The organism is Bradyrhizobium sp. SZCCHNR1015, assembly GCF_032489875.1.
Classification (GTDB): domain Bacteria; phylum Pseudomonadota; class Alphaproteobacteria; order Rhizobiales; family Xanthobacteraceae; genus Bradyrhizobium.
The window spans coordinates 1-24745 of record NZ_JAUEYW010000012.1 but is presented as its reverse complement, the minus strand read 5'-3'; the positions used below and the strand labels follow the sequence as shown (position 1 = coordinate 24745).

The 24745-nt window shown below is 66.2% G+C and carries 22 protein-coding genes; 9 read left to right on the top strand and 13 right to left on the bottom strand.

Features of this window, described 5'->3' with window-relative positions; genetic code table 11:
* Positions 1–30: 30 nt before the first annotated feature.
* From bfr to QX128_RS20580, 3 genes are all read right to left on the bottom strand, one after another.
* Positions 31–516, bottom strand: coding sequence for a bacterioferritin (gene bfr, locus QX128_RS20590; protein WP_315717837.1), 486 nt, complete (start codon positions 514–516; stop codon positions 31–33).
* 120 nt (positions 517–636) lie between these two features.
* On the bottom strand, positions 637–921 hold the full coding sequence (locus QX128_RS20585) for a bacterioferritin-associated ferredoxin (protein ID WP_315804522.1): 285 nt from the start codon (positions 919–921) through the stop codon (positions 637–639).
* Between the two features lie 187 nt (positions 922–1108).
* The gene (locus QX128_RS20580) at positions 1109–1378 is read right to left on the bottom strand and encodes a hypothetical protein (RefSeq protein ID WP_316238360.1); all 270 of its coding nucleotides are present in this window, start codon (positions 1376–1378) and stop codon (positions 1109–1111) included.
* 169 nt (positions 1379–1547) lie between these two features.
* Between QX128_RS20580 and QX128_RS20575 the strand changes: the two genes are divergently transcribed.
* A complete protein-coding gene (locus tag QX128_RS20575) occupies positions 1548–1868 on the top strand; it encodes a hypothetical protein (protein WP_315804520.1) in 321 nt (106 codons plus the stop codon).
* A 214-nt stretch (positions 1869–2082) separates the two neighbouring features.
* Complete coding sequence (locus QX128_RS20570) at positions 2083–2364, top strand: hypothetical protein (protein ID WP_315804519.1); 282 nt, start codon at positions 2083–2085, stop codon at positions 2362–2364.
* Between the two features lie 82 nt (positions 2365–2446).
* On the opposite strand, the gene QX128_RS20565 is transcribed toward QX128_RS20570, so the two are convergent.
* The 3 genes from QX128_RS20565 to ettA form a co-directional block, all read right to left on the bottom strand.
* Positions 2447–3694: a lytic murein transglycosylase gene (locus QX128_RS20565; RefSeq protein ID WP_316238359.1), complete on the bottom strand. Its 1248-nt coding sequence runs from the start codon at positions 3692–3694 to the stop codon at positions 2447–2449.
* Positions 3695–3766: 72 nt separating this feature from the next.
* A complete protein-coding gene (locus QX128_RS20560; RefSeq protein WP_316238358.1) occupies positions 3767–4348 on the bottom strand; it encodes a TIGR00645 family protein in 582 nt (193 codons plus the stop codon).
* Positions 4349–4493: 145 nt separating this feature from the next.
* A complete protein-coding gene (gene ettA, locus QX128_RS20555) occupies positions 4494–6143 on the bottom strand; it encodes an energy-dependent translational throttle protein EttA (RefSeq protein WP_315804535.1) in 1650 nt (549 codons plus the stop codon).
* 304 nt (positions 6144–6447) lie between these two features.
* Between ettA and QX128_RS20550 the strand changes: the two genes are divergently transcribed.
* Together QX128_RS20550 and QX128_RS20545 are read left to right on the top strand one after the other, a co-directional pair.
* On the top strand, positions 6448–6666 hold the full coding sequence (locus QX128_RS20550) for a hypothetical protein (RefSeq protein WP_316238357.1): 219 nt from the start codon (positions 6448–6450) through the stop codon (positions 6664–6666).
* A 124-nt stretch (positions 6667–6790) separates the two neighbouring features.
* The gene (locus tag QX128_RS20545; RefSeq protein WP_316238356.1) at positions 6791–7753 is read left to right on the top strand and encodes a D-2-hydroxyacid dehydrogenase family protein; all 963 of its coding nucleotides are present in this window, start codon (positions 6791–6793) and stop codon (positions 7751–7753) included.
* A gap of 80 nt (positions 7754–7833) precedes the next feature.
* On the opposite strand, the gene QX128_RS20540 is transcribed toward QX128_RS20545, so the two are convergent.
* Positions 7834–9060 (bottom strand): L,D-transpeptidase, encoded by a 1227-nt coding sequence (locus QX128_RS20540; RefSeq protein WP_316238355.1) that lies wholly within the window; start codon positions 9058–9060, stop codon positions 7834–7836.
* Between the two features lie 293 nt (positions 9061–9353).
* Between QX128_RS20540 and QX128_RS20535 the strand changes: the two genes are divergently transcribed.
* Positions 9354–10427, top strand: a complete 1074-nt coding sequence (locus QX128_RS20535; protein WP_315804513.1) for a hypothetical protein — start codon at positions 9354–9356, stop codon at positions 10425–10427.
* A gap of 13 nt (positions 10428–10440) precedes the next feature.
* Here the strand turns inward: QX128_RS20535 and sseA are convergent, their stop codons facing one another.
* The 3 genes from sseA to QX128_RS20520 form a co-directional block, all read right to left on the bottom strand.
* On the bottom strand, positions 10441–11298 hold the full coding sequence (gene sseA / locus QX128_RS20530) for a 3-mercaptopyruvate sulfurtransferase (RefSeq protein ID WP_316238354.1): 858 nt from the start codon (positions 11296–11298) through the stop codon (positions 10441–10443).
* A 111-nt stretch (positions 11299–11409) separates the two neighbouring features.
* Positions 11410–11823 carry a rhodanese-like domain-containing protein gene (locus QX128_RS20525; RefSeq protein WP_315804511.1) on the bottom strand — a complete coding sequence of 138 codons (414 nt, stop codon included), beginning with the start codon at positions 11821–11823 and terminating at the stop codon, positions 11410–11412.
* Between the two features lie 183 nt (positions 11824–12006).
* Complete coding sequence (locus QX128_RS20520; RefSeq protein WP_316238353.1) at positions 12007–13182, bottom strand: VWA domain-containing protein; 1176 nt, start codon at positions 13180–13182, stop codon at positions 12007–12009.
* A gap of 115 nt (positions 13183–13297) precedes the next feature.
* Here QX128_RS20520 and QX128_RS20515 point away from each other — a divergent pair, with 115 nt between their 5' ends.
* Together QX128_RS20515 and QX128_RS20510 are read left to right on the top strand one after the other, a co-directional pair.
* Positions 13298–13543 carry a GlsB/YeaQ/YmgE family stress response membrane protein gene (locus QX128_RS20515; protein WP_315717851.1) on the top strand — a complete coding sequence of 82 codons (246 nt, stop codon included), beginning with the start codon at positions 13298–13300 and terminating at the stop codon, positions 13541–13543.
* A 97-nt stretch (positions 13544–13640) separates the two neighbouring features.
* Positions 13641–14483 carry a MoxR family ATPase gene (locus QX128_RS20510; protein ID WP_315717852.1) on the top strand — a complete coding sequence of 281 codons (843 nt, stop codon included), beginning with the start codon at positions 13641–13643 and terminating at the stop codon, positions 14481–14483.
* Positions 14484–14511: 28 nt separating this feature from the next.
* On the opposite strand, the gene QX128_RS20505 is transcribed toward QX128_RS20510, so the two are convergent.
* On the bottom strand, positions 14512–14895 hold the full coding sequence (locus tag QX128_RS20505; protein ID WP_315804509.1) for a response regulator: 384 nt from the start codon (positions 14893–14895) through the stop codon (positions 14512–14514).
* Positions 14888–18481 carry a PAS domain-containing protein gene (locus QX128_RS20500; RefSeq protein ID WP_316238352.1) on the bottom strand — a complete coding sequence of 1198 codons (3594 nt, stop codon included), beginning with the start codon at positions 18479–18481 and terminating at the stop codon, positions 14888–14890. Before QX128_RS20500 ends, QX128_RS20505 begins: the two co-directional genes overlap by 8 nt.
* 321 nt (positions 18482–18802) lie before the next feature.
* Here QX128_RS20500 and QX128_RS20495 point away from each other — a divergent pair, with 321 nt between their 5' ends.
* The gene (locus QX128_RS20495) at positions 18803–20317 is read left to right on the top strand and encodes an ATP-binding protein (RefSeq protein WP_316177814.1); all 1515 of its coding nucleotides are present in this window, start codon (positions 18803–18805) and stop codon (positions 20315–20317) included.
* A 44-nt stretch (positions 20318–20361) separates the two neighbouring features.
* Here QX128_RS20495 and QX128_RS20490 read toward each other — a convergent pair whose 3' ends face one another.
* Positions 20362–22491, bottom strand: coding sequence for a phosphocholine-specific phospholipase C (locus QX128_RS20490; RefSeq protein WP_316177812.1), 2130 nt, complete (start codon positions 22489–22491; stop codon positions 20362–20364).
* Positions 22492–22762: 271 nt separating this feature from the next.
* Here QX128_RS20490 and QX128_RS20485 point away from each other — a divergent pair, with 271 nt between their 5' ends.
* Positions 22763–24355: an ATP-binding protein gene (locus QX128_RS20485; protein WP_316177810.1), complete on the top strand. Its 1593-nt coding sequence runs from the start codon at positions 22763–22765 to the stop codon at positions 24353–24355.
* Positions 24356–24745 lie beyond the last annotated feature (390 nt).

Here is a 24745-nt window from a genome sequence, read left to right as displayed (position 1 = left end):
CCGAAGCAGACTGCCCCCTCGCCGCCGCCGTCAGTGCTCGCTCTCGAGGCCGCCGACGTGCTTCTGCGTGTAGAGCTCGAGCCCGATGCGGTTGATGAGGTCGAGCTGGGTCTCGAGGAAATCGATGTGATGCTCCTCGTCCTTCATCAGTTGCTCGAAAAGGTCGCGCGACACGTAGTCCTTGACGCCGTGGCAATAGGTGGCGGCCTCCTGATACAGCGTCCGCGCACCGATCTCGGCGGCGAGATCGCATTCGATGATCTCCTTGACGTTCTGGCCGATGCGCAGCGGATCGAGCACCTGCATGTTGGGGAAGCCGTCGAGGAAGAGAATGCGGTCGGTGAACTTGTCGGCGTGCTCCATCTCCTCGATGGATTCCTTGCGCCAGACCTTCGCCATGTCGAGAAGGCCCCAATTGTTCAACAGGCGATAGTGCAGCCAATATTGGTTGATGGCAGTCAGCTCGCTGCGCAATCCCTTGTTGAGATATTCGATGACCTTGGGGTCGCCCTGCATGGATAAGCTCCGAAAAAGTTAGAGGCCGCAGGCGCTCAATAACAGGTTCGAAGTGCGGAGACGACCCCCGTTCATGTGCATTTTTCGGGCGGAGAACGACGCGACCGAGTGCAATGCCTGTCAGCAGGCAGCAAGCGCGAAACGGCTCTGAAGGTCGTCATCGATCGCCTTCGCCGGCGTCGTCCCATGATGGTGGCCGTGCTGACAGCCGGCCTGGCAGGCGCGGGCACAGGGACCCAGCGCCTCGTCGATGATCGTCTTGATCGTGCGCGCACAGCGGCCGCATTCCGCGCTGCACCCCAGGCAACCGTAGACCTGCTTCGGGTTCCGCGGCAGTTCGTCCGCGGACTTTACCGCGTTGCGGATGTCGTGATCGCTGATGACGTTGCAGGAACAAACAATCATGAGAAACCGGCCAATCGTCCTTGGTCAGGTATCGATAGTCATCCGCAGCTACCCGCGCAAAGGGAAAACGGCGCTTTTGAAGCTATTCCAATTTCCCGATCAATCTAGAATGCCTCCAACTATACGAGCTTGCCGCAGATCAAAGTTGCCGCCGAATATGGGCGGGCGGCGATCAAGCCGCTGCAACTCAGTCGCCCCCACCACCGTCCCCTCCACCACCGTCGCCACTGTCACCTCCGCCGTCGATCGGGTTTCCCATCACGTCCGACGAGGTATTGGAAAACCAACTTGCGACACCGCTCCCCTGACTGGAGCTGGACGCCCCATCGGAATCGACGCCGGTGCTGTCCGCGGACGAGCGGCGGTGGTGGGGCCGGCGGCCGGCGCGAACCAGCAGCGCGTAGCAGGCGGCCGAGGTCAATCCGATGGCCACGACGATCGTCATCACGGGGGTCATGCCTGCTCCTGACCGGCGGCGATTTTTGTGCAATGCAGCATTGAACGTATCCCGGAGATGGGTCGTCCAATGGGACGCGCCCGTTCATTGATCATTCAAGCGGGATGTGTGAACCTGCCGTATCGCCTGATGCGCGATCCGCCGACCTGGAGTGAGAGAGGTTAAGGTCATGAAGAAGACTCTTGCGGCTCTGGCCGCCGTCGCGACGCTGTCGACCGCAGCGCTGGCCCCTGCTCCTGCTGAAGCGCGCAATGGTCGTGTCGCCGCTGGTGTCGCTGCCGGCCTGCTCGGCGGCGCCCTCATCGGTGGCGCCATCGCTGCGGGCAGCAATCCCTATTATTATGGGCCCGGATATTCTTACGGGCCGGGCTACTCCTATTACGGCGGGCCTGCCTACATCGCCGATCCTGGCTACGCCTGCTATTGGCAGCGCCAGCGCTTCTGGGACGGCTACGGCTGGCGGATTCGCCGCGTCCGGGTTTGCGAGTGATCGTTCACCTTCATTAATTCCATGACCTTGCACCGGAATTTCGAGAACGGCGGCTGACACGGCCAGAAAAAACCGTTTTTCCGTCGCATCAGGTCGGACAGAGTTTACGAAGGGTTGACGGATTGTCGTGTTTTCTCGCGACGCTGACGGCCCTGATCGTGCGTGAATCACCAACCCGGCGCTCGCGAGGGCGCCTTCCAGGAGATCTCGGAACATGAAGAAGATCCTGACCGCAGTGCTTGCGGTTGCGACCATCGCCGGTTCGCTGAGCATGACGGCACCGGCCGCCAAGGCCGGCGACGTCGGTGCCGGCGTGGCTGCCGGCCTGATCGGCGGCGCCCTGCTCGGCGGCGCGATCGCGTCCAGCCGTCCGGCCTATGGCGGTCCGGTCTACGTCGAAGCCCCTCCGCCGGGCCCGCCGCCGTGCGTGTGGCGTCGTGAGCGCTATTGGGACGGTTATGGCTGGGTGTCCCGCCCGGTTCGCGTCTGCTACTGATCCCGACGACGCATAGCTCGCAACAAGCCCGGCCCTGCGGCCGGGCTTTTTGCTGCCCGCCTGCTCGGCTGATTTCACTCGATCAGCGCGCGGCGTCGATCGCCTGCAGCACTGATTCGCTCGGCCAGCAGTCGACCTTCAGGCCCGCCTTCTTCTGAAATACGCCGAGTGCGGCACGGGTCTGCATGCCGGCCTTGCCGTCCAGCTTATCGCCGTAGAGACCGAGCCGCATCAGGCCCTTCTGCATCGCCTCGACGTCCTTGCTCCGAAGCTGCTTCGACGCCGACCATGGTGTCGCGAACGGGGCCGGGCTCGTCATGCGATCCGCGAGGTGACCGACGAACAGCACGTAGAGATCGGAGAAATTGTATTCCTTGATGACGAAGTAGTTCGCCGTCGTCAGGAACGCCGGACCATAGATGCCCTCGGGCTGCAGCAGCGACGCCGGCTGCTGCTGCTCGGCAGCACTCAACCGCTGGCCGCGCACCGGCACGAAGCCCGCGCGCAGCCATTCGCCGATCGGCTTCTTCACCTCCGGCACGCCGATCGCGCAGTCCACATTTGCCGGCGGCTTGACCTCGTAGGCCCAGCGCACGCCGCGCTGCCAGCCCTTGTTCGCAAGCTGCAGCGCCGCCGAGCCCAGCGCGTCCGGCACCGAATGCCAGAGATCGACCTTGCCGTCGCCATCGAGATCGACACCGTGCTTGTAGTACTCCGACGGCAGGAACTGTGTGAGCCCGACCGCCCCGCCCCATGACGCCCTGAGATCGCGGCGCGACACCACGCCGTCGCTCAGCATCTTCAGCGCCATGATGAATTCGGTGCGGTACTGGTCCTTGCGGCGACCGACATAGGCCTGGGTCGCCAGCACGCGCAGCGCATCGTAGGGCAGCGCGTAGCGGCCGAAATCGGTCTCGCGGCCCCAGATGGCGAGCACGACAGGTCCCGGAACGCCGAAGCGGCGCTCGATCTCGGCGAGCGCGGGACGATATTGCTGGATCAGCTTCTGGCCATACGCGGCGAGCCGCGCGATCGAGGCTTCCTTGATGTAGTCGGCCGGCACCTGCACGAACTCGGCCTGCGCCGGAGCGCCTGTTGCCGGACGGCCTGGCAGCAGCAGGTCGGGAAGCTTGTAGTCGGGCTCGAGCTCGCGCGTCTCGGCATCGAACGTCACGCGCGAAACGCCCTGCTCCTTGGCCTCGGGCCAGAGCGAAGCCACGAATTGGGTGAAGTCGCCGTCGGCGGCGCTCGCCTGGCCATCGCCGAGGATGCAGAGCGCCACACCAATCAGGACGAGCCTGCGCAAACCGAAGAGCAACTGCCGAGCCATGCAATAGGGTTAGCATGGCTCGCGGCGCTTGTGAACGTCAGCAGGCCATGCGCCGGAACCCGACTCTTCCGCTCAATGCCCCGCCGCCTGCTTCGCCTCCTCGATCGCGGCATTCGACAATTTGTCGACGACGGCGATTCCGATGGCGGAGAGAATGAAGACCGTGTGAATGATGGTCTGCCACATCACGCCGGTCTCGGTGTAGTTCGACTTGCCTGACGACAGCGCGCCGGCTTCGATGAAGGTGCGCAGCAGATGGATCGACGAGATGCCGATGATCGCCATGGCGAGCTTGATCTTCAGCACGCTGGCATTGACGTGGCTGAGCCATTCCGGCTCGTCCGGATGGCCCTGCAGATTGAGCCGCGACACGAAGGTCTCGTAGCCGCCGACGATCACCATCACGAGCAGGTTCGAGATCATGACCACATCGATCAGGCCGAGCACCGCGAGCATGATCTGCTGCTCTGAGAAATCGAAGGCGTGGGCGAACAGGTGCCAGAGCTCTTTGAGGAAGAGCACGACATAGACGCCCTGCGCGATGATCAGCCCGACATAGAGCGGCAGCTGCAGCCAGCGCGAGCCGAAGATCAGCATGGGTATGGGGCGCAGCGCTCCGCCCTTGGAGGACAGGATCGCGTCGGGGGAAGACATGATGGGATTTTCTCGCGGCTGGATGGGATTGCGGAACGACTATCTACGCAATCACGTCGCACATGGAAGCGACAACTGGCCGCAGCCTGGGCGCGACGCTTTGTCCCGGAACGAAGACAGCGTCACGCCTCGCGATGTCCTGAGATCAGCGCGTCAGCTTCTTGTACTTGACCCGGTGCGGGATCACGCTGTCCTGGCCGAGCCGGCGCATCTTGTCCTTCTCGTAGTCCTGGAAGTTGCCTTCGAACCATTCGACGTGGCTGTCGCCCTCGAAGGCCAGCATGTGGGTCGCGATACGGTCGAGGAACCAGCGGTCGTGGCTGATGATGACGGCGCAGCCGGCGAAATCCTCCAAGGCCTCTTCGAGGGCGCGCAAGGTGTCGACGTCGAGATCGTTGGTCGGCTCGTCGAGCAGCAGCACGTTGGCGCCCGACTTCAGCATCTTGGCGAGATGCACGCGATTGCGCTCACCGCCCGAGAGTGCCCCGACCTTCTTCTGCTGGTCGGCGCCCTTGAAGTTGAACGCCGAGCAATAGCCGCGCGAGTTGACTTCCTTCTTGCCGAGCAGGATCAGCTCGTTGCCGCCGGAGATCTCCTCCCATACCGTCTTGTTGCCGTCGAGAGCGTCGCGCGACTGGTCGACATAGCCGAGATGCACGGTCTCACCGATGGTGATGGTGCCGGCATCCGGCTTCTCTTGTCCCGTGATCATGCGGAACAACGTGGTCTTGCCGGCGCCGTTCGGACCGATCACGCCGACGATGCCGCCCGGCGGCAGTTTGAAGGTGAGGTTGTCGATCAGCACGCGATCGCCGAAGCTCTTGGACAGCCCGTCGAAATCGACCACATTCTGTCCGAGCCGCTCGGCGACGGGAATGATGATCTGCGCGGTCTGGGTCTGCTTCTCGCTGGCCTTCTTGAGCAGCTCCTCATAGCGCTGGTAGCGCGCCTTGGACTTCGCCTGGCGGGCCTTCGGCGACGCCGCGATCCACTCCTGCTCACGCGCCAAAGTGCGCTGATGCGCGGCATCCTCGCGGCCCTCCTGCTCCAGCCGCTTCTGCTTCTGCTGCAGCCAGGACGAATAGTTGCCCTCGTAGGGGATGCCCCTGCCGCGATCGAGCTCCAGGATCCAGCTGGTGACGTTGTCGAGGAAGTAGCGATCGTGGGTCACGATCAGGATCGCGCCCGGATAATTGCGCAGGTGACCTTCGAGCCAGGACACCGATTCAGCGTCGAGATGGTTGGTCGGTTCGTCGAGCAGCAGCAGCTCGGGCTGGTCGAGCAGCAGCTTGCACAAGGCGACGCGGCGACGCTCGCCGCCGGACAGCTTGGTGACGTCGGCATCGTCGGGCGGACAGCGCAGCGCATCCATCGCCTGGTCGACCTTGCTGTCGAGATCCCAAAGGCCCTGCGCCTCGATCTCGTCCTGCAGCTTGGTCATCTCGTCGGCGGTCTCTTCCGAGTAGTTCATCGCCAGCTCGTTGTACCGATCGAGGATCGCCTTCTGCTTGCCGACGCCGAGCATGACGTTCTCGCGCACCGTGAGCTTCGGATCGAGCTGCGGCTCCTGCTCGAGATAGCCGACGCGGGCACCCTCGGCCACCCAGGCCTCGCCGGTATAGTCCTTGTCGATGCCGGCCATGATCTTGAGCAGGGTCGATTTGCCCGAGCCGTTGACGCCGAGCACACCGATCTTGGCGTCCGGATAGAACGACAGGTGAATGTTATCGAGCACCTTGCGGGTCGGGTAGGTCTTGGACAGACCCTGCATGAAGTAGACGAACTGGCGCGCCATCGCGTGTCCCTTGAAGCCTGCCGGAATTTTCGGAAAATGGTTGCCGCTGATGTAACCGCGCGGTCCCCAAAGGGCAACCGGCGAGCCGGTCTCGGCCGGAACAAATGCCGGGAGAATCCCGGTCAAACTTCGCGCCGGCCCGGCCTGCCGTCCACGGACGATTACGGGTCCGGCACCTTGTGTGCGGCCGATCACGACAATTGCAACCATCTTTTAATTAATTCGGCGGGACACTCGGTCCCGGCCCGCAAGACCCGCGTGCCCAAGCGGCAAAAGCCGCGACCGACAACAGCGAGAGCCCGTCATGGCAGCCTTCACGTCAGCCTCCCTGCCCGCTTCGGCGGCACACCGCAAAGACCGATCCGGGATCGCGGACGACATCCGCGGCTTCTGGCGCGAATTCGTCGCGCGCGCCTTCAACCCGTACCGGCCAGAATTGCACTACATGCGCGGCCCCGGCCCCGCCTGGCGCGCCAAGTACGGCGATGACGCCGCGTTCCGGCTGAAGTCCCGCCTCGATTGACGTCGCCTGGGTCCGCGTAAGAGCGTCACGATGCCTTGCGCAACCAGCCCGTTGCGCGCAAGCATGGCTCCATTCCTGACGGCATTCACCATTGCCGCCGTCCCCCGATGAATGGACCCTGCCGATGACACGGCTGCGCTGTGCGATCCTCGACGACTATTACGATACAGCCCTCTCATTGGCCGACTGGCCCCGGCTGGCCGACAGGGTGGATGTGACGGCTTTCACACAGCCGTTCGGCAACGAGGAAGCGGCCGCCAGCGCGCTCACCGATGCCGACATCATCTGCGCGATGCGCGAGCGGACGCCATTGCCCCGCTCCCTGATCGAGCGGTTGCCGAAGCTGAAGCTCCTGATCACCTCGGGCATGCGCAACGCCGCCATCGACATGGAGGCCGCCAAGGCACGCAGCGTCGTCGTCTGCGGCACGCAATATGGCCGTGACCCCACCGCACCGCTCACCATGGGCCTGATCCTGGAGCTGACGCGCAGGATCGGCCAGGAGAACGCGCGCATGCACGCCGGGGAGCCCTGGCAGGCGCTGGGCGGCGTGGAGATCGAGGGCAAGACGCTGGGCGTAATCGGGCTGGGCAAGCTCGGCACCAAGGTCGCAGAGCTCGGCAAGGCGTTCGGCATGAACGTGATCGCCTGGAGTCCCAATTTGACGCCCGAACGCTGCGAGGCGGCGGGAGTAGGCTACGCGACCAAGGAGAAGCTGTTCACCGCCGCCGATGTCATCACCGTCCACGTCGTGCTCAGCGATCGCTCACGCGGGCTGGTGGGCGCGGCCGACATCGCGCGCATGAAGCCGACCGCCTATCTCGTCAACACCTCGCGCGCGCCGATCGTCGACGAGGCCGCGCTGCTGCAGGCGCTGCGCGACCAGCGCATCGCCGGTGCCGGGCTCGACGTGTTCTCGGTGGAACCGCTGCCGGTCACCCATCCGCTGCGCGGGCTCGGCAACGTCGTGCTCACACCGCATCTCGGCTACGTCACCGAGGAGAGTTTTCGCGCCCATTACGGCCAGATGGTCGATTGCATTGCCGCCTGGCTGGTCGGATCCGAGCCGCCGCGCCGGCTGGCTTAAAAGCAGACGAGAGCGGCCCTCACAGCAAAACACCCTCCGAGGAGGGTGTTTTCAACGTGATCAGCTCGCACGCGCCCGCCTCAGCGGATCGTCACCGGCGGCGGCAGCGGCTGCATGTTGGCGGGCTGGCCAGCCGCCGGCACGGTCGCCTGGGCCTGGACGGGTGCCGGGGCCGGGGCCGCGGCAGCAGCCATGTTCTTGCTGGAACCTGGAGGCGCACCGCCCGGCATCACGACCACACGGGTGCCGACCTTGACCCGGTCGAACAGGTCGGCGACGTCGTCGTTCAGCATGCCGATGCAGCCCGACGACACGAACTTGCCAATCGTCGACGGCTGGTTGGTGCCGTGGATGCGGTACACGGTCGAGCCGAGATACATCGCGCGGGCACCGAGCGGATTGCCGGGACCGCCGGCCATGAAGCGCGGCAGATAGGGCTGCCGCTCGATCATCTCGCTCGGCGGATACCAGTCCGGCCACTCGGTCTTCTTGGTGATCTTCTGCACGCCGGTCCAGGTGAAGCCTTCGCGGCCGACACGGACGCCGTAGCGCATCGCCCGGCCATTGCCGAGCACCAGATAGAGGTAGGTGTTGGGCGTATCGACGACGATCGTTCCCGGCGGCTCCTTGGTGACGAAGTCGACCTCCTGGCGGCGCAGGTTCGGCGGCAGCGGCGCCGGCGCCGCATCGGGTTGTTCCTCGGGCGGCAGAGCTGCCACCGTCATCGGCCGATCTCCGGCGGCCGGGGCCTGTGCCGCGCCTGCGACGGCCGGAGCGCCACCGACGGCGCCGGGCGGCCGCGGCGCGCCTGCGTCGCCACCGGGCGCGCTGGCGCCACCATAGGCCTGCTGGCTGGAGGCAGGACGATCACCGTAGATTACCGGGGGCGGACCAGCCGGGCGGCCATAGCGCGGATCATCCGGGGACATCACCGGGCCGGTCGGAGCGGCTCCGTAGACCGTCGCACCGGCCGGACGTCCATAACGAGGATCGTCGGGAGAAAGGATGGGACCGGTCGGAGCCGCAGCACCATAAACCGGCGCATTGGCTGGACGACCGTAGCGCGGATCGTCCGGCGAGATCACCGGGCCGGGCGGCGGCAACGCCGCGGAATTGCCAGGCGCATTCTCATCGTCGAGCGCGTCAAAATCCTGCCCCTGCCCGCGCGCATCGGCCGGGTAAGGCGTCGGCGCCGGTGAGTACGCTCCAGGCGCGGTCTGATAGACCTGCTGTGCCTCGGCAAACGAAGTTGCCGTCACGCCCGCTGCCGCGACCGCGCAAACCGTCAGGATTTGTCTGATCATCATCGCCCTTGCAGTATCCCCAAGCCGCCGATTGGGACCTTTGCTGTGCCAGATGGCCGAAGATAGCGGCGCATTCAAGACAATTCCGGCCTGAGCGGCCCGACTTCGGCAATTTGTGATCATGTCTCCGTCGTTGCACGGAAGTCTCACGCCGCTGAAAAAGTGCGGCGGAGCCCCCGCAGGCCCCATGGATGCCGTGATTTGCCGAGCGGGCGGGAACACTTCCGGTATTCTGAGCTGAGCCTGATTCGCGATGCACGGCAGAAGCCGGCCTCGTCGCGAACGCGGCATTCCCTGTGATCACCGCGTTCCCTACTGGCTCTAAGGTCTCGGCAGTCACGCTGCCGTGGCGAGAGTTACCGTCAATGCTTCCCGGCTTTCGTTTTCTGGTCGCCGCGATCGTCTGTTCCATCTCTCTCACCATCTTCGGCATGGGCGCTGCGGCCCTGTTGCGCGCGGCCCACGAGCAGTTCGTCAGCAACGCGTCCTGGCGCACGACTCAGGCCTCCGGCTTCACCACGTTCCTGCCGCCGGCCGAACCCACGCCGGTGCTCGCGGTGCTGCGGGTGGATTCGATTCCGACACCGCCGGTGACGCCGCCGCCGGTCGTGGCCGATGCTCCCCCGGCAGCGTCCGAGCCGCCGAGCGCGCCGTCGACGGCGGCGCCGGCCGCCGAGACGCCCGAGGCGACGCCCGTTGCGGTGGCCACCGATGTGCCTACGCCCTCGCTGCCGGCGGAAACGGTCGACACGTCCCGCACCTCCGCCATCGTCGAGACCGCGTCCGTGACGAACGACCGGATCGAGAGCACCAAACCGGAGCGCCCCATTCCGGACACGTCCGCTTCGATCGTCGTTCCGGTCGAAAAAGTCTCCGACAGGCCGAGCATGGACAGTTCGCCCGCGACTGCAGCGCCGCCCCCGCCGCCGGCGTCGACCGAAGCTGCGGCCGCCGTGGTCTCACCGCCGCCGCCGGCTCCTCAGATTCTCGCCAGCGCCGATCCGATGATGACGACCGCAGCCGCCGCCGCGCCCGTTCCGGCGGTGCTCGACCCGATCGCGGCCAAGCTCGCCGCGCTGGCCGAGCAGCCGGCGCACCAGGAGCGGCCCGCGGCCGGCGAGCATCGTGCCTCGGTGAAGGTCGCGAGCGTTCAGTTGCGCCGGAGCATCCTCAAGAAGCGCCAGGCCCGGGAGAAGCAGGTTGCGGCGCGCCGCGCCAAGCAGCGGCGCATCGCCCAGCGCGTCAGGGCGGCGCGGCAGGCAGCGGCCCAACTGCAGCAACAGACCGCGTTCCCCGATCCATTCGGACAGCAGCCATTTGGTCAACCGCAGGCGGCCGTCCAGCAGGCTGCCGGGCCGCGCACGCGGTAGGCGGAGCTAGCGATCAGGCCGGCCCGGTCGCAACCGGCGGACCGTTCTCGACGCCCCATTCCGACCACGAGCCGTCGTAGAGCGCGGTGTCGCGGATGCCGAGACGATAGAGCGCCAGCGTCAGCACCGCCGCCGACACCCCGGAGCCGCAGGAGGTGACGATCGGCCTGGCGAGATCGACGCCAGCGGCGCCGAACGCCTTACGTAGCTCGTCTAGCGGCTTCATCACGCCGGTCGCCGCGTCGAACAGCTCCGCATAGGGCAGATTGCGGCTGCCGGGGATATGGCCGGATCGGAGACCGGGCCGCGGCTCGGCGACCTCGCCCGCGAAGCGCGGCGCCTGCCGCGCATCGATCACCTGCTCGGCATTGCCGGCGAGATTGGCGACCATCTGCTCGATCCGGCGCACGCGCGCGGCATCGAACGTCGCGCTGAACGTGCCAAGCGCCGGCGTGACCTGCCCGCTCTCGACCCGGCGCCCCTCCGCCATCCACTTCTTCAGCCCGCCGTCGAGCACGTGCACATCCGTGTGGCCGAACGACAGGAACATCCACCAGGCGCGCGGCGCGGCGACCCAGCCGCCGGAATCATAGACCACCACCGTATCGCCATTGCTGACGCCGAGCCGGCCGGCGTCGCGGCCGAACTGCGCGGCGCTCGGATACATGTGCGGCAGCGGATTGGAATGGTCGGAGACCTCGTCGACGTCGAAAAACACGGCGCCGGGGATGTGCGCCTTCAGGTAATCGTCCTTCGGCAGCGGCAGCACACCCGGCATCTTGAAGGTCGCGTCGAGCACCTTCACCTTGGGATCGCCCAGATGCGCAGCGAGCCAGTCGGTGGAGACGAGAGGGTCGTCGTGGATGGTCATGCGCAAAAGCTCCGGGCTTCACATTCGATCGTCATCGCCGGACTTGATCCGGCGATCCACCTTGTCGAAGCGATGGACACGCGGGTCAAGCCCGCGTGCGACGGGCAGCGATCAATCCTTCTTCTTCGGCGCCCAGGCCTCGACCGGCCCGCCGCAGTCGCGCCACGCCGCGAAACCGCCACCGATATGGGCGACCGGCTTCAGGCCCATGTCCTGCGCGGTCTTGGCCGCGAGCGCCGAGCGCAGGCCGCCGGCGCAATGAAAGATGAACGTCTTGTCCTGCTGAAAGACCGGCTTGGCATAGGGGCTCTGCGGGTCGATCCAGAACTCCAGCATGCCGCGGGTGCACGAGAACGCGCCGGGAATCCTGCCCTCACGCTCGATCTCTCGGGGATCCCTGATATCGACGATCACGACATCGTCGCGCTTCGCCGCCGCGATCGCCTCAGCCGCCGAGAGCGTCTCGATCTCGGCATTGGCTTCATCGAGCAGCGCCTTGATCCCGCGCGTGATGGTCTGGGGCATGTCTTCTTCCTTCGTCTTTTCCAGCCGCCGAGCGGCGTCGTTTCGCGTCTACATTCCGGGGGCGTCCGTCAGGACCGAACCCGGAATCCAGAGCCGATCGCACAAGCTCGATATTCCGGATTTGGTCGCTATCGCGACCGCCCGCAACGACGGCCTTGCATCGCGCGCCGCAGAACGAGCGCCTTACCTCACCAGCTCCTTCATCGCCGCTTCCAATCCCTCGATCGTGATCGGATACATGCGCTCGGAGAAGATGCGGCGAATGAGGGTGGTGGACTCCGAATAGTCCCAATGCTTCTGCGCCACCGGATTGAGCCACACCGCGTGGGGATAGGTGCGGATGACGCGGTCGAGCCACACCGAGCCCGGCTCCTCGTTGACGTGCTCGACCGAGCCGCCGGGCACCATGATCTCATAAGGCGACATCGAGGCGTCGCCGACGAACACGACCTTGTAGTCGTGCGGGTACTTGTGCAGCACGTCCCAGGTCGGCGTGCGGTCGGTGAAGCGGCGCTTGTTCTGCTTCCACACGCCCTCATAGAGGCAGTTGTGGAAGTAGAAATATTCCATGTGCTTGAATTCGCTCTTGGCGGCCGAGAACAGCTCCTCGACCTGGGCGATGTGCGTATCCATCGAGCCGCCGATGTCGAAGAACACCAGCACCTTCACCGCATTGCGCCGCTCGGGCCGCATGTGCACGTCGAGATAGCCGTGATTGGCGGTCTCGCGGATCGTGGTGTCCAGATCGAGCTCGTCCGGCGCGCCGGTGCGGGCGAACTTGCGCAAGCGGCGCAGCGCCACCTTGATGTTGCGGATGCCGAGCTCGACATTGCCGTCGAGATCCTTGAACTCGCGCCGGTCCCACACCTTCACGGCGCGGTTGTTGCGGTTCTTCTCCTGGCCGATGCGGACGCCTTCGGGGTTGTAGCCATAGGCGCCGAACGGCGACGTGCCCGCCGTGCCGATCCACTTGCTGCCGCCCTGGTGACGGCCCTTCTGCTCTTCCAGGCGCTTCTTCAAGGTCTCCATGAGCTTGTCCCAGCCCATGGCCTCGATCTCTTTCTTCTCTTCCTCGGTGAGGTATTTCTCGGCCAGCTTCCTCAGCCATTCCTCGGGGATTTCGGCCTTCTCCATCGCGTCGAGCAGGCTCTCCAGCCCCTTGAACACGGAGCCGAACACGCGATCGAACTTGTCGAGATTGCGTTCGTCCTTCACCAGCGCGGTGCGCGACAGATAGTAGAAATTCTCGACCGAATGCTCGGCGAGGTCGGCGTCGACAGCCTCCATCAGCGTGAGATATTCACGCAAGGAGACCGGGACCTGCGCGTCGCGCAGTGCTGTGAAGAATTGCAGGAACATGCCCATTAGATCGCGCGGCCCGGAGGGCGCGTCAAGGGCCGCTCCACGCCCCACGCTGGACCCGCCGGCATTTTGCTCTACAATCCCTGGAACAACAGGCGGAATGGGGGCTTTCATGGGTATCATTGCAGCACTGATCATCGGCGCCGTCGCGGGCTGGCTGGCGGGGCTGATCGTGCGCGGCGCAGGTTTCGGCCTGATCGGCAACATGGTCATCGGCATCATCGGCGCGCTGGTCGCAAGCTACGTGCTGCCGGCGCTGCACATTGCGCTTGCCAGCGGCACGCTGGGGGCGATCCTGGACGCCACGATCGGCGCCGTCATCGTGCTCGTGATCCTCTCATTGATCAGGCGCGCTTGATTATTTCTGCTTCCGATGGCAGCCATCATCTCAAAGCCGCAGCGGCGTTGCCGCTGCGTAGCCACTCAACACAAGTTCGAACGATGAGCGAGACGCGATGAAATTTACCGGCACCCAGGACTACGTCGCCACCGACGACCTCAAAGTGGCCGTCAATGCGGCGATCGTGCTCGAGCGCCCGCTGCTGGTGAAGGGCGAGCCGGGGACCGGCAAGACCGTGCTGGCCGAGGAAGTCGCCAAGGCCGTCAACGCGCCGCTGCTCACCTGGCACATCAAGTCGACCACCAAGGCGCAGCAGGGCCTTTACGAATACGACGCCGTCTCGCGACTGCGCGACAGCCAGCTCGGCGACTCCAGGGTGTCCGACATCAAGAACTACATCAAGCGCGGCAAGCTGTGGGAGGCCTTCACGGCCGAGCAGCGGCCGGTGCTCCTGATCGACGAGATCGACAAGGCCGACATCGAGTTTCCGAACGACCTGCTGCTCGAGCTCGACCGGATGGAATTCCACGTCTACGAGACCAACGAGACCATCAAGGCGAAGCTGCGCCCGATCGTCATCATCACGTCCAACAACGAGAAGGAGCTGCCGGATGCGTTCCTGCGCCGCTGCTTCTTCCACTACATCAAGTTCCCCGATCCGGATACGATGGGCCGGATCGTCGACGTGCACTTCCCGAACATCAAAAAGCGGCTGGTCGAGGAAGCGCTGCGCATCTTCTTCGAGGTCCGCGACGTGCCCGGCCTGAAGAAGAAGCCGTCGACCTCCGAGCTGCTCGACTGGCTCAAGCTGCTGCTCAACGAGGACATCGGTCCCGAGCAGCTGCGCGAGCGCGATCCGCGCAAGCTGATCCCGCCGCTGCACGGTGCGCTGCTCAAGAACGAGCAGGACGTCCACCTGTTCGAGCGGCTCGCCTTCCTCAGCCGGCGCGAGGTGTGAGGGCGCCCGGCTCAATCCGACCGGCGCGTCATTGCGGCGCCGTCCTCTTGATCAGGCGTCCGAGCGCACGCATGATCCCATCGACGGCAATCGGCTTCTCGCAGCGGAGGATCTTCGAGAAGCGGTCCGGGATCACCGATTCGTCATAGCCGGTGGTGAAAACGAAGGGCACGCCGCGTTCGACCAGCAGATCGGCGACCGGAAACGCCATGTCGCCGCGCAGGTTCACGTCGAGAACGGCGCCTTCGATCCGCCCCTCGCGTTTGATCAAGGCGAGCGCGTCAGGGACGGTTCCGACCGGGCCCAGGATCGTGCCGCCGGCACTACCGAAGGCGCAGCGCAGCTCGTCGGCAAGCATATACTCGTCCTCGACGATGAGGATATGACGGTCGCGAAGCGAGCGTTCAGGCATGATCCTCAAGCTCCAGTGTGGTGAGCGAAACGGGAATCGATATCGTGCAACGGACACCGTCGGATGCGAAAGCGTACGAGGTCCTCGCGCTGAGCTGATAGGGCAAGGCCTGTTCGATCAGCTCGCGCCCTTGCCCCGTGCCGACGGGCATCGTGGCTGGCGGCGGCATGTCGACGCCGCTCTCGCGCCACTCGACATGCAGCCAGGGCTCGCCTTCCGCGCCTTCGCGCTCGAGCGACCAGACCACGCAGAGCCGGCCCGAGGGCTGCGCCAGCGCGCCATACTTGACCGCGTTGGTGGCGAGCTCGTGCAGGGCCATGGCAAGGGTCTGAACGGTCGACGACCGCAGCCTGACGCCGGACGGTCCCGACAGCCCGATGCGCTCCGAACCGCCGGCGACAGCCGACAGCTCGCTACGGATCAGATCGTCGAAGGTGACGCGATCATTCTCCTTGAGGCGGGACAGCAGGCCCTGGGCTCGGGACAGCGTATCCAGCCGATCACGGAAGCGGGCGCGAAAATCGCCGAGATCGGCGCTGGCACGCGCCGTCTTGTCGGCCATCGAGCGGACCACGCCCAGCAGGTTGCGGGTGCGATGCTGCAGTTCGGCCACCAGCACCTTCTGCCGCTCCTCCCATTCACGCCGCTCGGTCACGTCGACCATGGCGCCGGTCATGCGGATCGGTCGTCCCGCGTCGTCATAGAAGAAGCGCCCACGGCCGTACAGGCAGCGAATTGCGCCGCCCGGATGCACCACGCGAAACTCGCTGACATATTCCTGGTGCGCCTCCATCGCGCGGTGAAGCGCGGCTTCGGCTGCGGGACGATCGTCGGGATGGATGCGCGCCGCCCAGGCCTCGTAGCTCGGGGTCAGCTCGCCAACAGCATAGCCTTCCATGCGAAAGTGCTCGTCCGACCAATAGACCTCGCCGGTTGCGACGTTCCAGTCCCACAGGCCGAGCCGCCCGACCTCGACCGCGCTGCGCAGGCGCTCCTCGCTCTTGCGCAATTCCCGTTCGGCCTTGTTCTGCTCGGAGATGTCGCGCGCCGTCCCGAACCACTCGATGATCTCGCCGTCACGCCCGAGAATGGGGATGGCGCGCGAATCGATCCAGCCGAGGCTGCCATCGATCCTGATCACGCGGTGCTCCAGCTCGAACATGCCCTTCGTCGCGACGGCCCTGCTGATCGCCGCAGTCACCTGCGCCTGATCGTCCGGATGAATGTATTTGGCGAGCCAGCCCTGGCTCGGTTTCATCGTATCGGCGATGAAGTCCTTGCCCTGCAACTGGCGCATCTCCCGCCAGTCCGGGCTCATGCGATAGACGACGTCGGAGCTCGCGGTTACGAAAGCGCGATAGCGCTCCTCGCTGGCGCGCAGTCGCTCCGTCGCTTCGGCACGCAGACGGGCCATCTTGAGATGCGCCTCGACACGCGCCAGCAGTTCACGCGCACTGAACGGCTTGATCAGATAATCATCCGCACCGGCCTCCATGCCTTCGACGCGGCTCTCTTCTCCGGCCCGGGCCGACAGCAGGATCACCGGGATGGTACCGACCCGTTCATCGGCGCGCAGCCGTGCCAGCAACTGCATGCCGTCGATGCGCGGCATCATCACATCGGACAGAACGAGGTCGGGCTTGTCGCGGGCGATGGCCGCGAGCGCGGCTTCACCATCGGCGACGGTCTCGACATCGTAGCGCGCGGCGAGCAGGCGGCGGACATAGTCGCGCATGTCGGCATTGTCGTCGGCCAGGAGGATGCGGGGGCGCGGCCCGGCCCTGTCGGCTGACGTGGTGGTGATGTCGATGTCCGGAACGGCATGCGCGTCGAGCGACGGCGGATCCGGCAGCCAGCGCAATGCCTCCGCGATGAACGGCCGCGCACCGCGAAGCATCGGTTCCTGCGCCGGCGCCGCATCGGACGGGAGATGACTTCGTCCCCTGGGGATTCTGACCGCGAACGTGCTCCCCTGCCCGGCTTCGCTGGTCGCCGCGACGGATCCGCCGTGCAGCTTGGCGAGCTCATGCACCAGTGCGAGCCCGATGCCCGAGCCTTCATGGGTGCGGCCGAACGCGCCGGCGACGCGATGGAAACGCTCGAAGAGCCGCGGCAGCTCGTGCTGCGGGATGCCGGTCCCGGTGTCCTTCACGCTCAGCTCGAAATGACGATCGCAGGTGACGAGCCGGACCTCGATGTCGCCCGTGAAGGTGAATTTGAACGCGTTGGAGAGCAGGTTGAGGACGATCTTCTCCCACATTTCGCAATCGACATAGGCCGGCTCCGGCAGCGTCGGGCAATCCACGATCAGCCTGAGGCCGGCGGCTTCGATCGCCGAGCGGAAGGTGCTGGCGATCTCCGCGGTCAGGCTCGCGAGGTCAACCGGCGCGTAGACCGCCTGCATCCTGCCGGCCTCGATCCGCGAGAAATCCAGCAGCGTGTTGACCAGCTTGAGCAGCCGCAAGGCATTGCGCTGGGCGATCTCCAACCGGTCGCGATCTGCCGGCGGCAAGCTCTGCGACCGCAGCACATCTTCGAGCGGACCGAGCATCAGCGTCAGCGGCGTACGGAACTCGTGGCTCACATTGGCGAAGAACGCGGTCTTGGCGCGATCGATCTCGGCGAGCGTCTCAGCGCGGCGCCGCTCCTGCTCATAGGCGAGCGTCTCGGCGAAGGCGCTGCCGAGCTGAGCGGCCATCAGATCGAAGAAGCCCTGATGCTCGGCGTCGAGGGCGCGGCGCGGATTGACGCCACAGATCAGGATCGCCGTCGCCTGCTCCCGCCCCGTCGCAACCGGCAGCGCCAGTGCCAGCTGCGGCGGCTCGGGCCATGCGCCGGTCGGGACGCCGGCAAATTTCGCACGATCCAGCACGACGCGAATCGGCGCCACCGCGCGCGCCGCCGCCCGGACCGGCCACAGCCTGTCCCCATCGCTGTCGAGGGCAATCTGCGCCGGCGCGATTGCACTGTCCGGGTGTACCCCCGCGGCGCTCAGCAACCGTGCCGATCGCTGGTCCTCGCCGAGTTGGTAGATCAGCGCAAACGGGACATCATGCGGATTCTCGGCGAGGACGTCGGTGGCTTCGCGACAAGCATCCGCCAGACTGTCGGCACGGCCGCGCGCGGCGAGATCGCGCAAGGTCCGCATGCGGCGTTCGCCCACGACCCGGGCCGTCGTCTCGATGACGGGGGTGAAGACACCGCCGACACCGCCGGTCTCGTCGCGAATCGGCGAATAGGAGAACGAAAAATAGGTCTCTTCGAGGTAGCCATGGCGGTCGATGAACAGCGGCATGTCGCGCGAACGGGTCGCTTCGCCAAGCCCAATGACGTGCCGCAACATCGGGCCGATGACCTCCCAGATCTCGGACCATACCGCGTGCCCCGGCGCCCCGAGCGCGGCCGGATGCTTCTGCGAGCCGAGGATCGGGCGATATTCGTCATTGTAGAGCATGACGAGCTCCGGGCCCCACCAGATCAGGATCGGGAACGCGCAGTCCAGGCAGGTGCTGATCGACGTGCGCAACGACTGAGGCCAGCTCTCGGGCGGCCCCAACGGCGTCCGTGACCAATCATGGATGCGCATGAGCGCTCCCATCTCCCCGCCTCCCTGCAGGAAGTCGGCCGCGCGCGCGAACGCCTGAAACGTCGCGCGACCGGCATCCGAATGCTCGTTCACTCCTGGCCCCTTTTTCATCGCACAATATCGTGAAATGCGCGCGGGCGCCAAGCACTGGCCCGAACGGGCAACGAGCGCATCAACGAGGAACTCGGCGGCGCGGCGGGATCCATCCGTCCATCCACAGCCGATCTCGCAACTTGGGACAGTCCAACGCAAACGCTCGACGTGCGCGGCTGCGCTTGTTAAGCGCCAGCCTCTGCGTGAAGCGGGGTTGAGTCGGGGCACATGACGGTTGCGATCGAGATGGGGCAGACGGCGGCGGGATCGCCTGCCGCCCTGGACCTCGAGGAACTGCTGGCGACCCGGCTCCTGGTGCAGGGCAATTCCGGCTCCGGCAAGTCGCATCTCCTGCGCCGCCTGCTGGAGCAGAGCGCGCCCTGGGTGCAGCAGACGATCATCGACCCCGAGGGTGACTTCGTCACCTTGGCCGAGCGATTCGGCCATCTCGTGATCGAGGCCGAGGACCACACCGAGCGCGCCCTGCAGGTCGCCGGCGAGCGGGCCCGGATGCATCGCGTCTCGACGGTGCTCAACCTCGAAGGCCTCGATGCCGAGAATCAGATGCGGCGCGCGGCCGCCTTTCTCAACGGCCTGTTCGAGATCTCCCGCGACCATTGGTACCCGATGCTGGTCGTGGTCGACGAAGCCCAATTGTTCGCACCGGCCGTCGCGGGCGAAGTCTCCGACGAGGCCCGCAAGGCGTCGCTGGGCGCGATGACCAACCTGATGTGCCGCGGCCGCAAGCGCGGGCTGGCGGGCGTGATCGCGACGCAGCGGCTGGCGAAGCTCGCCAAGAACGTCGCGGCCGAGGCCTCGAACTTCCTCATGGGCCGCACCTTCCTCGACATCGACATGGCCCGCGCTGCCGACCTGCTCGGCATGGAGCGGCGCCAGGCCGAGGCGTTCCGCGACCTCGAGCGCGGCCAGTTCATGGCGCTGGGCCCCGCGCTGTCGCGCCGGCCGTTGGGCCTGCGCATCGGCCCGACCGACACCAAGCCGCGCAACGCGACGCCGCGGCTGATGCCGCTGCCGGAAGCGTCGCTCGAAGACGCCCGCGCGGTGATTCTCGCCGCACCGCCGCCCGAGACCAACGCGCGGCCGCAGCGCAAGCCGCAGCCCGAGCTGCTCGACCAGCTGATGGCGGCGAAGTCTGCTGCGCTCGAGCTGCGCCCCGAGCCGCCGGCGCCCGCCGTCAGCGAGGAGGAGCTCGCCGAGCGCAAAGCCCGCGTCGAGCGCGTCTTGCGCGCGGTGCTGGCCGAGCCCGACGCGGGCTTCCGCGCCGTCGGCGTGCTCTACCAGGAGTTCGTCGTCCGCTGCCGCATCGAGGGGCTCGGCACGGCCGTGCCCGACCTCAACGAGTTCCGCCGCATGCTGACCCGCGCCCGTGCCGGCCTCGGCGGCGATGACGCGGCCGACGACGCCGGCTGGCAGGACGTCACCTTGCGCGCCTCGCTGCTGCCCGAGGACATGCAGGGCGTGTTCATGATGATCGCCCGCGCCGCCAAGGACGGCCGCCCCTGCCCGAGCGATGCCGCGATCGCCCGCGCCTACGGCTCGCACTCGCTGCGCCGGGCGCAGCGCCTGCTGACCTATATCGAGGACCAGGGCCTCATCGTCTGCCAGCTCGACGGCGCCGGCCGCCGCATCGTCACCCTGGTCGAGCTCGCCTGGGCCACCGCGCCAGGCGATCCCAATGCCGACGATGCGACCAACGAAGGCCTCGTCGCTTCGTCGTCGTGAGAGGTGCCCGGTTTGCTCCGGGCGCCTCCCGCCGTCGTCTGCGATCAGGTCGCGGCGATCCTGCCCATCGCCGGATCGCTGATGCTGGGCCGACCGTTCTCGACGTGGCCTGCAAGCTGCCAGTTGAAGTTGGCGTCGCCGTCCGTCGTGACCGTCAGGTCGTACCAGCCATGGGTCTGCTGCAGGCGAACCCGCGTCTCCAGCCGCTGGCCGCGCTGCAGCCGGTGCCGCTCGCTGCGTCCGGTGTAGTTGTCGGCCAGAGTCACCACGCAGCTCGCGCCCTTGTTGGTGAGCGCGATCGCAAGGCTGCGGGCATCGTCGCCGTCGTCCCAATCGCAGAGATGGACGGTATCGACATCGACGAGCGCCGCGGTGGTGGCGACGCCGCCCTTGAAGTGGCGGAAGAAGCCGTTCGGCCCGTACACCGACAGATCGTACTGGCCGGCGCTGGCCGCGAGGTCCCACACGCCGTGCAGCGATTTCCCGGCTTCGACGGTGTAGCTCCACGGGCCGGCCGCGGTGTTGCCGGAACGAACGTGGAAGCAGACGCCGGCCTGCCCCGGATTGACGAAGCGGATTCCGAACGTCTTGTGCGCGGCATCGGCATCGCCGTCGACACGCAGATCGTAGGGCAGCGCGCGCGCCGGACGGATGCCCGGCTCCTGCTGCGGCAGGACCTGCTTGGCGGGCGGCACCGGATGATAGTCGTCGAAGCGCGCGCCCGAGGTGATGTCGGCGACCGGCGGCTTGTAGCCGGCCGTGCTCGGCAGCGGCGCCATGCCTTCGTTGGGCGATGTGAAGTTGAACGCCGAGGTGAGATCGCCGCACACCGCGCGCCGCCATGCCGGGATGTTGCTCTCGAACAGATCGGGCGCCTTGTGGTGGAAGCGGCGCTCGATGAAGCGGATCACAGAAGTGTGGTCGAACACTTCCGAGCACACGAAGCCGCCGCGCGACCACGGCGACACCACCAGCATCGGCACGCGGACGCCGAGGCCGTAGGGACCGGCCATGTGGCTGCCATCGCCGGCGAAGAGGTCCGTGCTCACATCGACGGTCGACTGTCCCCAGGCCTGCGACATCGCCGGATACGGACCGACGACATGGTCGAAGAAGCCGCCGCCTTCGTCGTAGTTGATGATCAGCGCGGTCTTGCTCCACAGCTCCGGATTCGACGTCAGGATGTCGAGCACCTTGGAGATGTACCAGGCGCCCGGCCCCGGCAGCCAGTTCGGATGCTCGCTGAACGCCTCGGGAGCTGCGATCCACGAGACCTGCGGCAGGGTGCCGTTACGGACGTCGTTGCGCAGCCCGTCGAACAGGTTCTCGAACGTGCCGCCATTGGCGATGTTGCTGCCGCGCAGCGCCTTCTCGTACAGCGGACTGCCTGCTTGCGAATTCTGGTACTGGTGGAAATACAGCAGCGAGTTGTCGCCGTAATTGCCGATCCACGGATTCTGGGTCCAGCCCCAGGAGCCGGCTGCATTCAGCCCGGTGCCGATGTCCTGATAGACCTTCCAGGAGATGCCCGCCTTCTCCAGCCGCTCCGGGAACGTGGTCCAGTCGTAGCCGGCTTCCGCATTGGTGATGACCGGTCCGCCGCCCTTGCCATCGTTGCCGTCCCAGCCGGTCCACAGGTAGTAGCGATTCGGATCGGTCGGTCCCATCACCGAGCAGAAATACTGATCGCACACCGTGAAGGCGTCGGCCAGCGCATAGTGCCAGGGCAGATCCTGCCGGTTCATGCAGGTCATGGTCGTGGTGCCCTTGTTGGCGATCCACTTGTCGTAGTTGCCGTTGTTCCAGGCCTTCTGACCGTCGTTCCAGCCATGGGCGACGTCCTCGACATAGACCTGGCCGGCATTGTCGACGCGGAACGGCATCACCGCCCCCGCGCCGTTCGGCTGCTGCCACACCGGGTTGCCGTTCGGCAGCTTCACCGCGCGGGGATCGTTGAAGCCGCGCACGCCGCGCATCGCACCGAAATAATGGTCGAAGGCGCGGTTCTCCTGCATCAGCACCACGATGTGCTTGACGTCCTCGATGCTGCCGTGGCGATTGAACGCCGGAATGGCATGCGCGCGCTCGATGCTCTGGCCGAGGGCGGCGGTCGCAGCCGACGCTCCGAGCAGCCGCAGGAACTCGCGCCGGTTGTGCGCGATCGTGTTCGACATCTCGTTCATTCCCCATGGTGATGACGGTGTCGAGCGGCTTAGGTCGGCGCGTTAACAACCGCGTGACCGGGCGGTAAAGGATGTGTGGCAGGCTTTTGACGCCGCGCGGCGGAGCGGCATTCGCGGCGAGGGCGCCCTGCCGCGATGCACGTCGAAGCCGCCATTGCCCTTGCACCCGAGACGAAAAGCTGAATGATCCGTTCGGGTTGCGACGACGACAGACCGGGCGAGCCCGGATTTGGCGGGTTGCGTTGTTGAGGATGGTTTGCATATGCCGACGTTGACGGTGCAAGCGGCGGGTCTGGAGGGCGCGGTGGCATGGACATGGCTGCAGGTCGTGTCCAACGGACTGATCGCCAGCGCCTTCTTCACCATCGCCTTCGTCGTCGGCACGTTCCTGCGGCGGCGCTGGCGCGACGTCATGTTCCGCGGCATCGTCGGGGCGCTTGCGACCTTCGTGGCCGTCGTCGGGGTCACCCGCCTGCTCGCGATCGTCGATCTCTGGGTGCCGACCTCGACCATCACGGACATCATCAACGTCTTTCTCGGCGTCACCTCGATCGGAATCATCGTCATCATGATCAAGATGCTGCCTCAGCTTCTGGTCCTGCCGACGCGCATCACCTTGCAGAAAGCCTATGCGCAGCTCGAGGAGGAGATCCGGCAGCGCCGCGCCGCGGAAGCGATGGTGCGGCGATTCCAGGAAATCGAGGCCAACGAGGCCCAGGTCCGTCAGGCGCAGAAGATGGAGGCGATCGGCCAGCTCACCGGCGGCGTCGCGCACGACTTCAACAACATCCTGACCGTCATCACCGGGACGATCGAGATCCTTGCCGACGCCGTCAAGGACAAGCCCCAGCTCGCCGGCATCGCCGGCATGATCAGCGCCGCCGCCGAGCGCGGCGCCGATCTGACCCGGCATCTGCTCGCCTTCTCGCGCCGCCAGCCGCTGCAGCCGCGCGCCACCGACATCAATGCACTCATCGTCGAGGCCGGCCGCCTGCTGCGGCCGACCCTCGGCGAGCAGATCGAGATCGAATCGATGCTGGCCCATGACAGCGCGCCGGCGCTGATCGATCCGAGCCAGCTCTCGACCGCGATCCTCAACCTCGCGCTCAACGCCCGCGACGCGATGCCGGACGGCGGCAAGCTGACCCTGGAGACCAAGAACGTCACGCTCGACGAGCACTATGCGCAGTTGAACCGCGACGCCAAGCCCGGCAGCTACGTCATGATCGCGGTCAGCGACACCGGCCAGGGCATTCCCGGCCCGCTGCTCGACAAGGTGTTCGAGCCGTTCTTCACCACCAAGGACGTCGGCAAGGGCTCGGGCCTCGGGCTCAGCATGGTCTATGGCTTCGTCAAGCAGTCGAACGGCCACGTCAAGATCTACAGCGAGGAAGGCCACGGCACCACCGTGAAGCTCTATCTGCCGCGGGCCGCGGGCGCGCCGGAGCTGCCTGCCGCCGACACGGCACGTCCGGCGGTGGCGCGCGGCGGCGAGACCATTCTGATCGTCGAGGACGATGCGCTGGTGCGGGACTACGTGGTCGCGCAGGTGCGGCGGCTCGGCTATCGCACGCTCGCCGCCAGCAACGCCGCCGAGGGCCTGGCGCTGATCGACAATCCGGAACGCATCGACCTGCTGTTCACCGACGTCATCATTCCAGGCGGCATGAACGGCCGCCAGCTCGCGATCGAGGCCGAGAAGCGCCGTCCCGGACTGAAGGTGCTCTACACATCGGGCTACACGGAGAACGCGATCGTGCATCATGGCCGGCTCGATGCCGACGTGCTGCTGCTGGCGAAGCCGTATATGAGCGCCGATCTCGCGCGCATGATCAGGACGGCGCTGGAAGCGTGAGGCGAACCGCGATGGTGGCGCCGGTCGGTCGATGTCTCGCTTGCCAGAGCTCGCGCGTCACAACCGGTGTCGTCCCGGCCCTGCGCCGGGACCCATAGCCACCGGCCATGGTGGTGAAGCGAGATCGATCCACCAGCGTGCCTCACACATCTTCCTGGGGTTATGGGTCCCTGTGCAAGGCCGGGACGACGGCTGAGATCGCGGTTGGCGCCTTCCATCACACTGTGCCCGAGACAACCCATAAAGACGCGACGCCGCCTTCCCGCCGCCCATGAGGCGCAGGTGATGCGGCAATCATGTCCCTCCTGAAAATCGAGAGGGCGCGAGGAAGGCCGGACCTCGGCTGAGGCCCGTGGCCCGCCTGCTCAAAAGAATGCAGGCGGCAGGTAC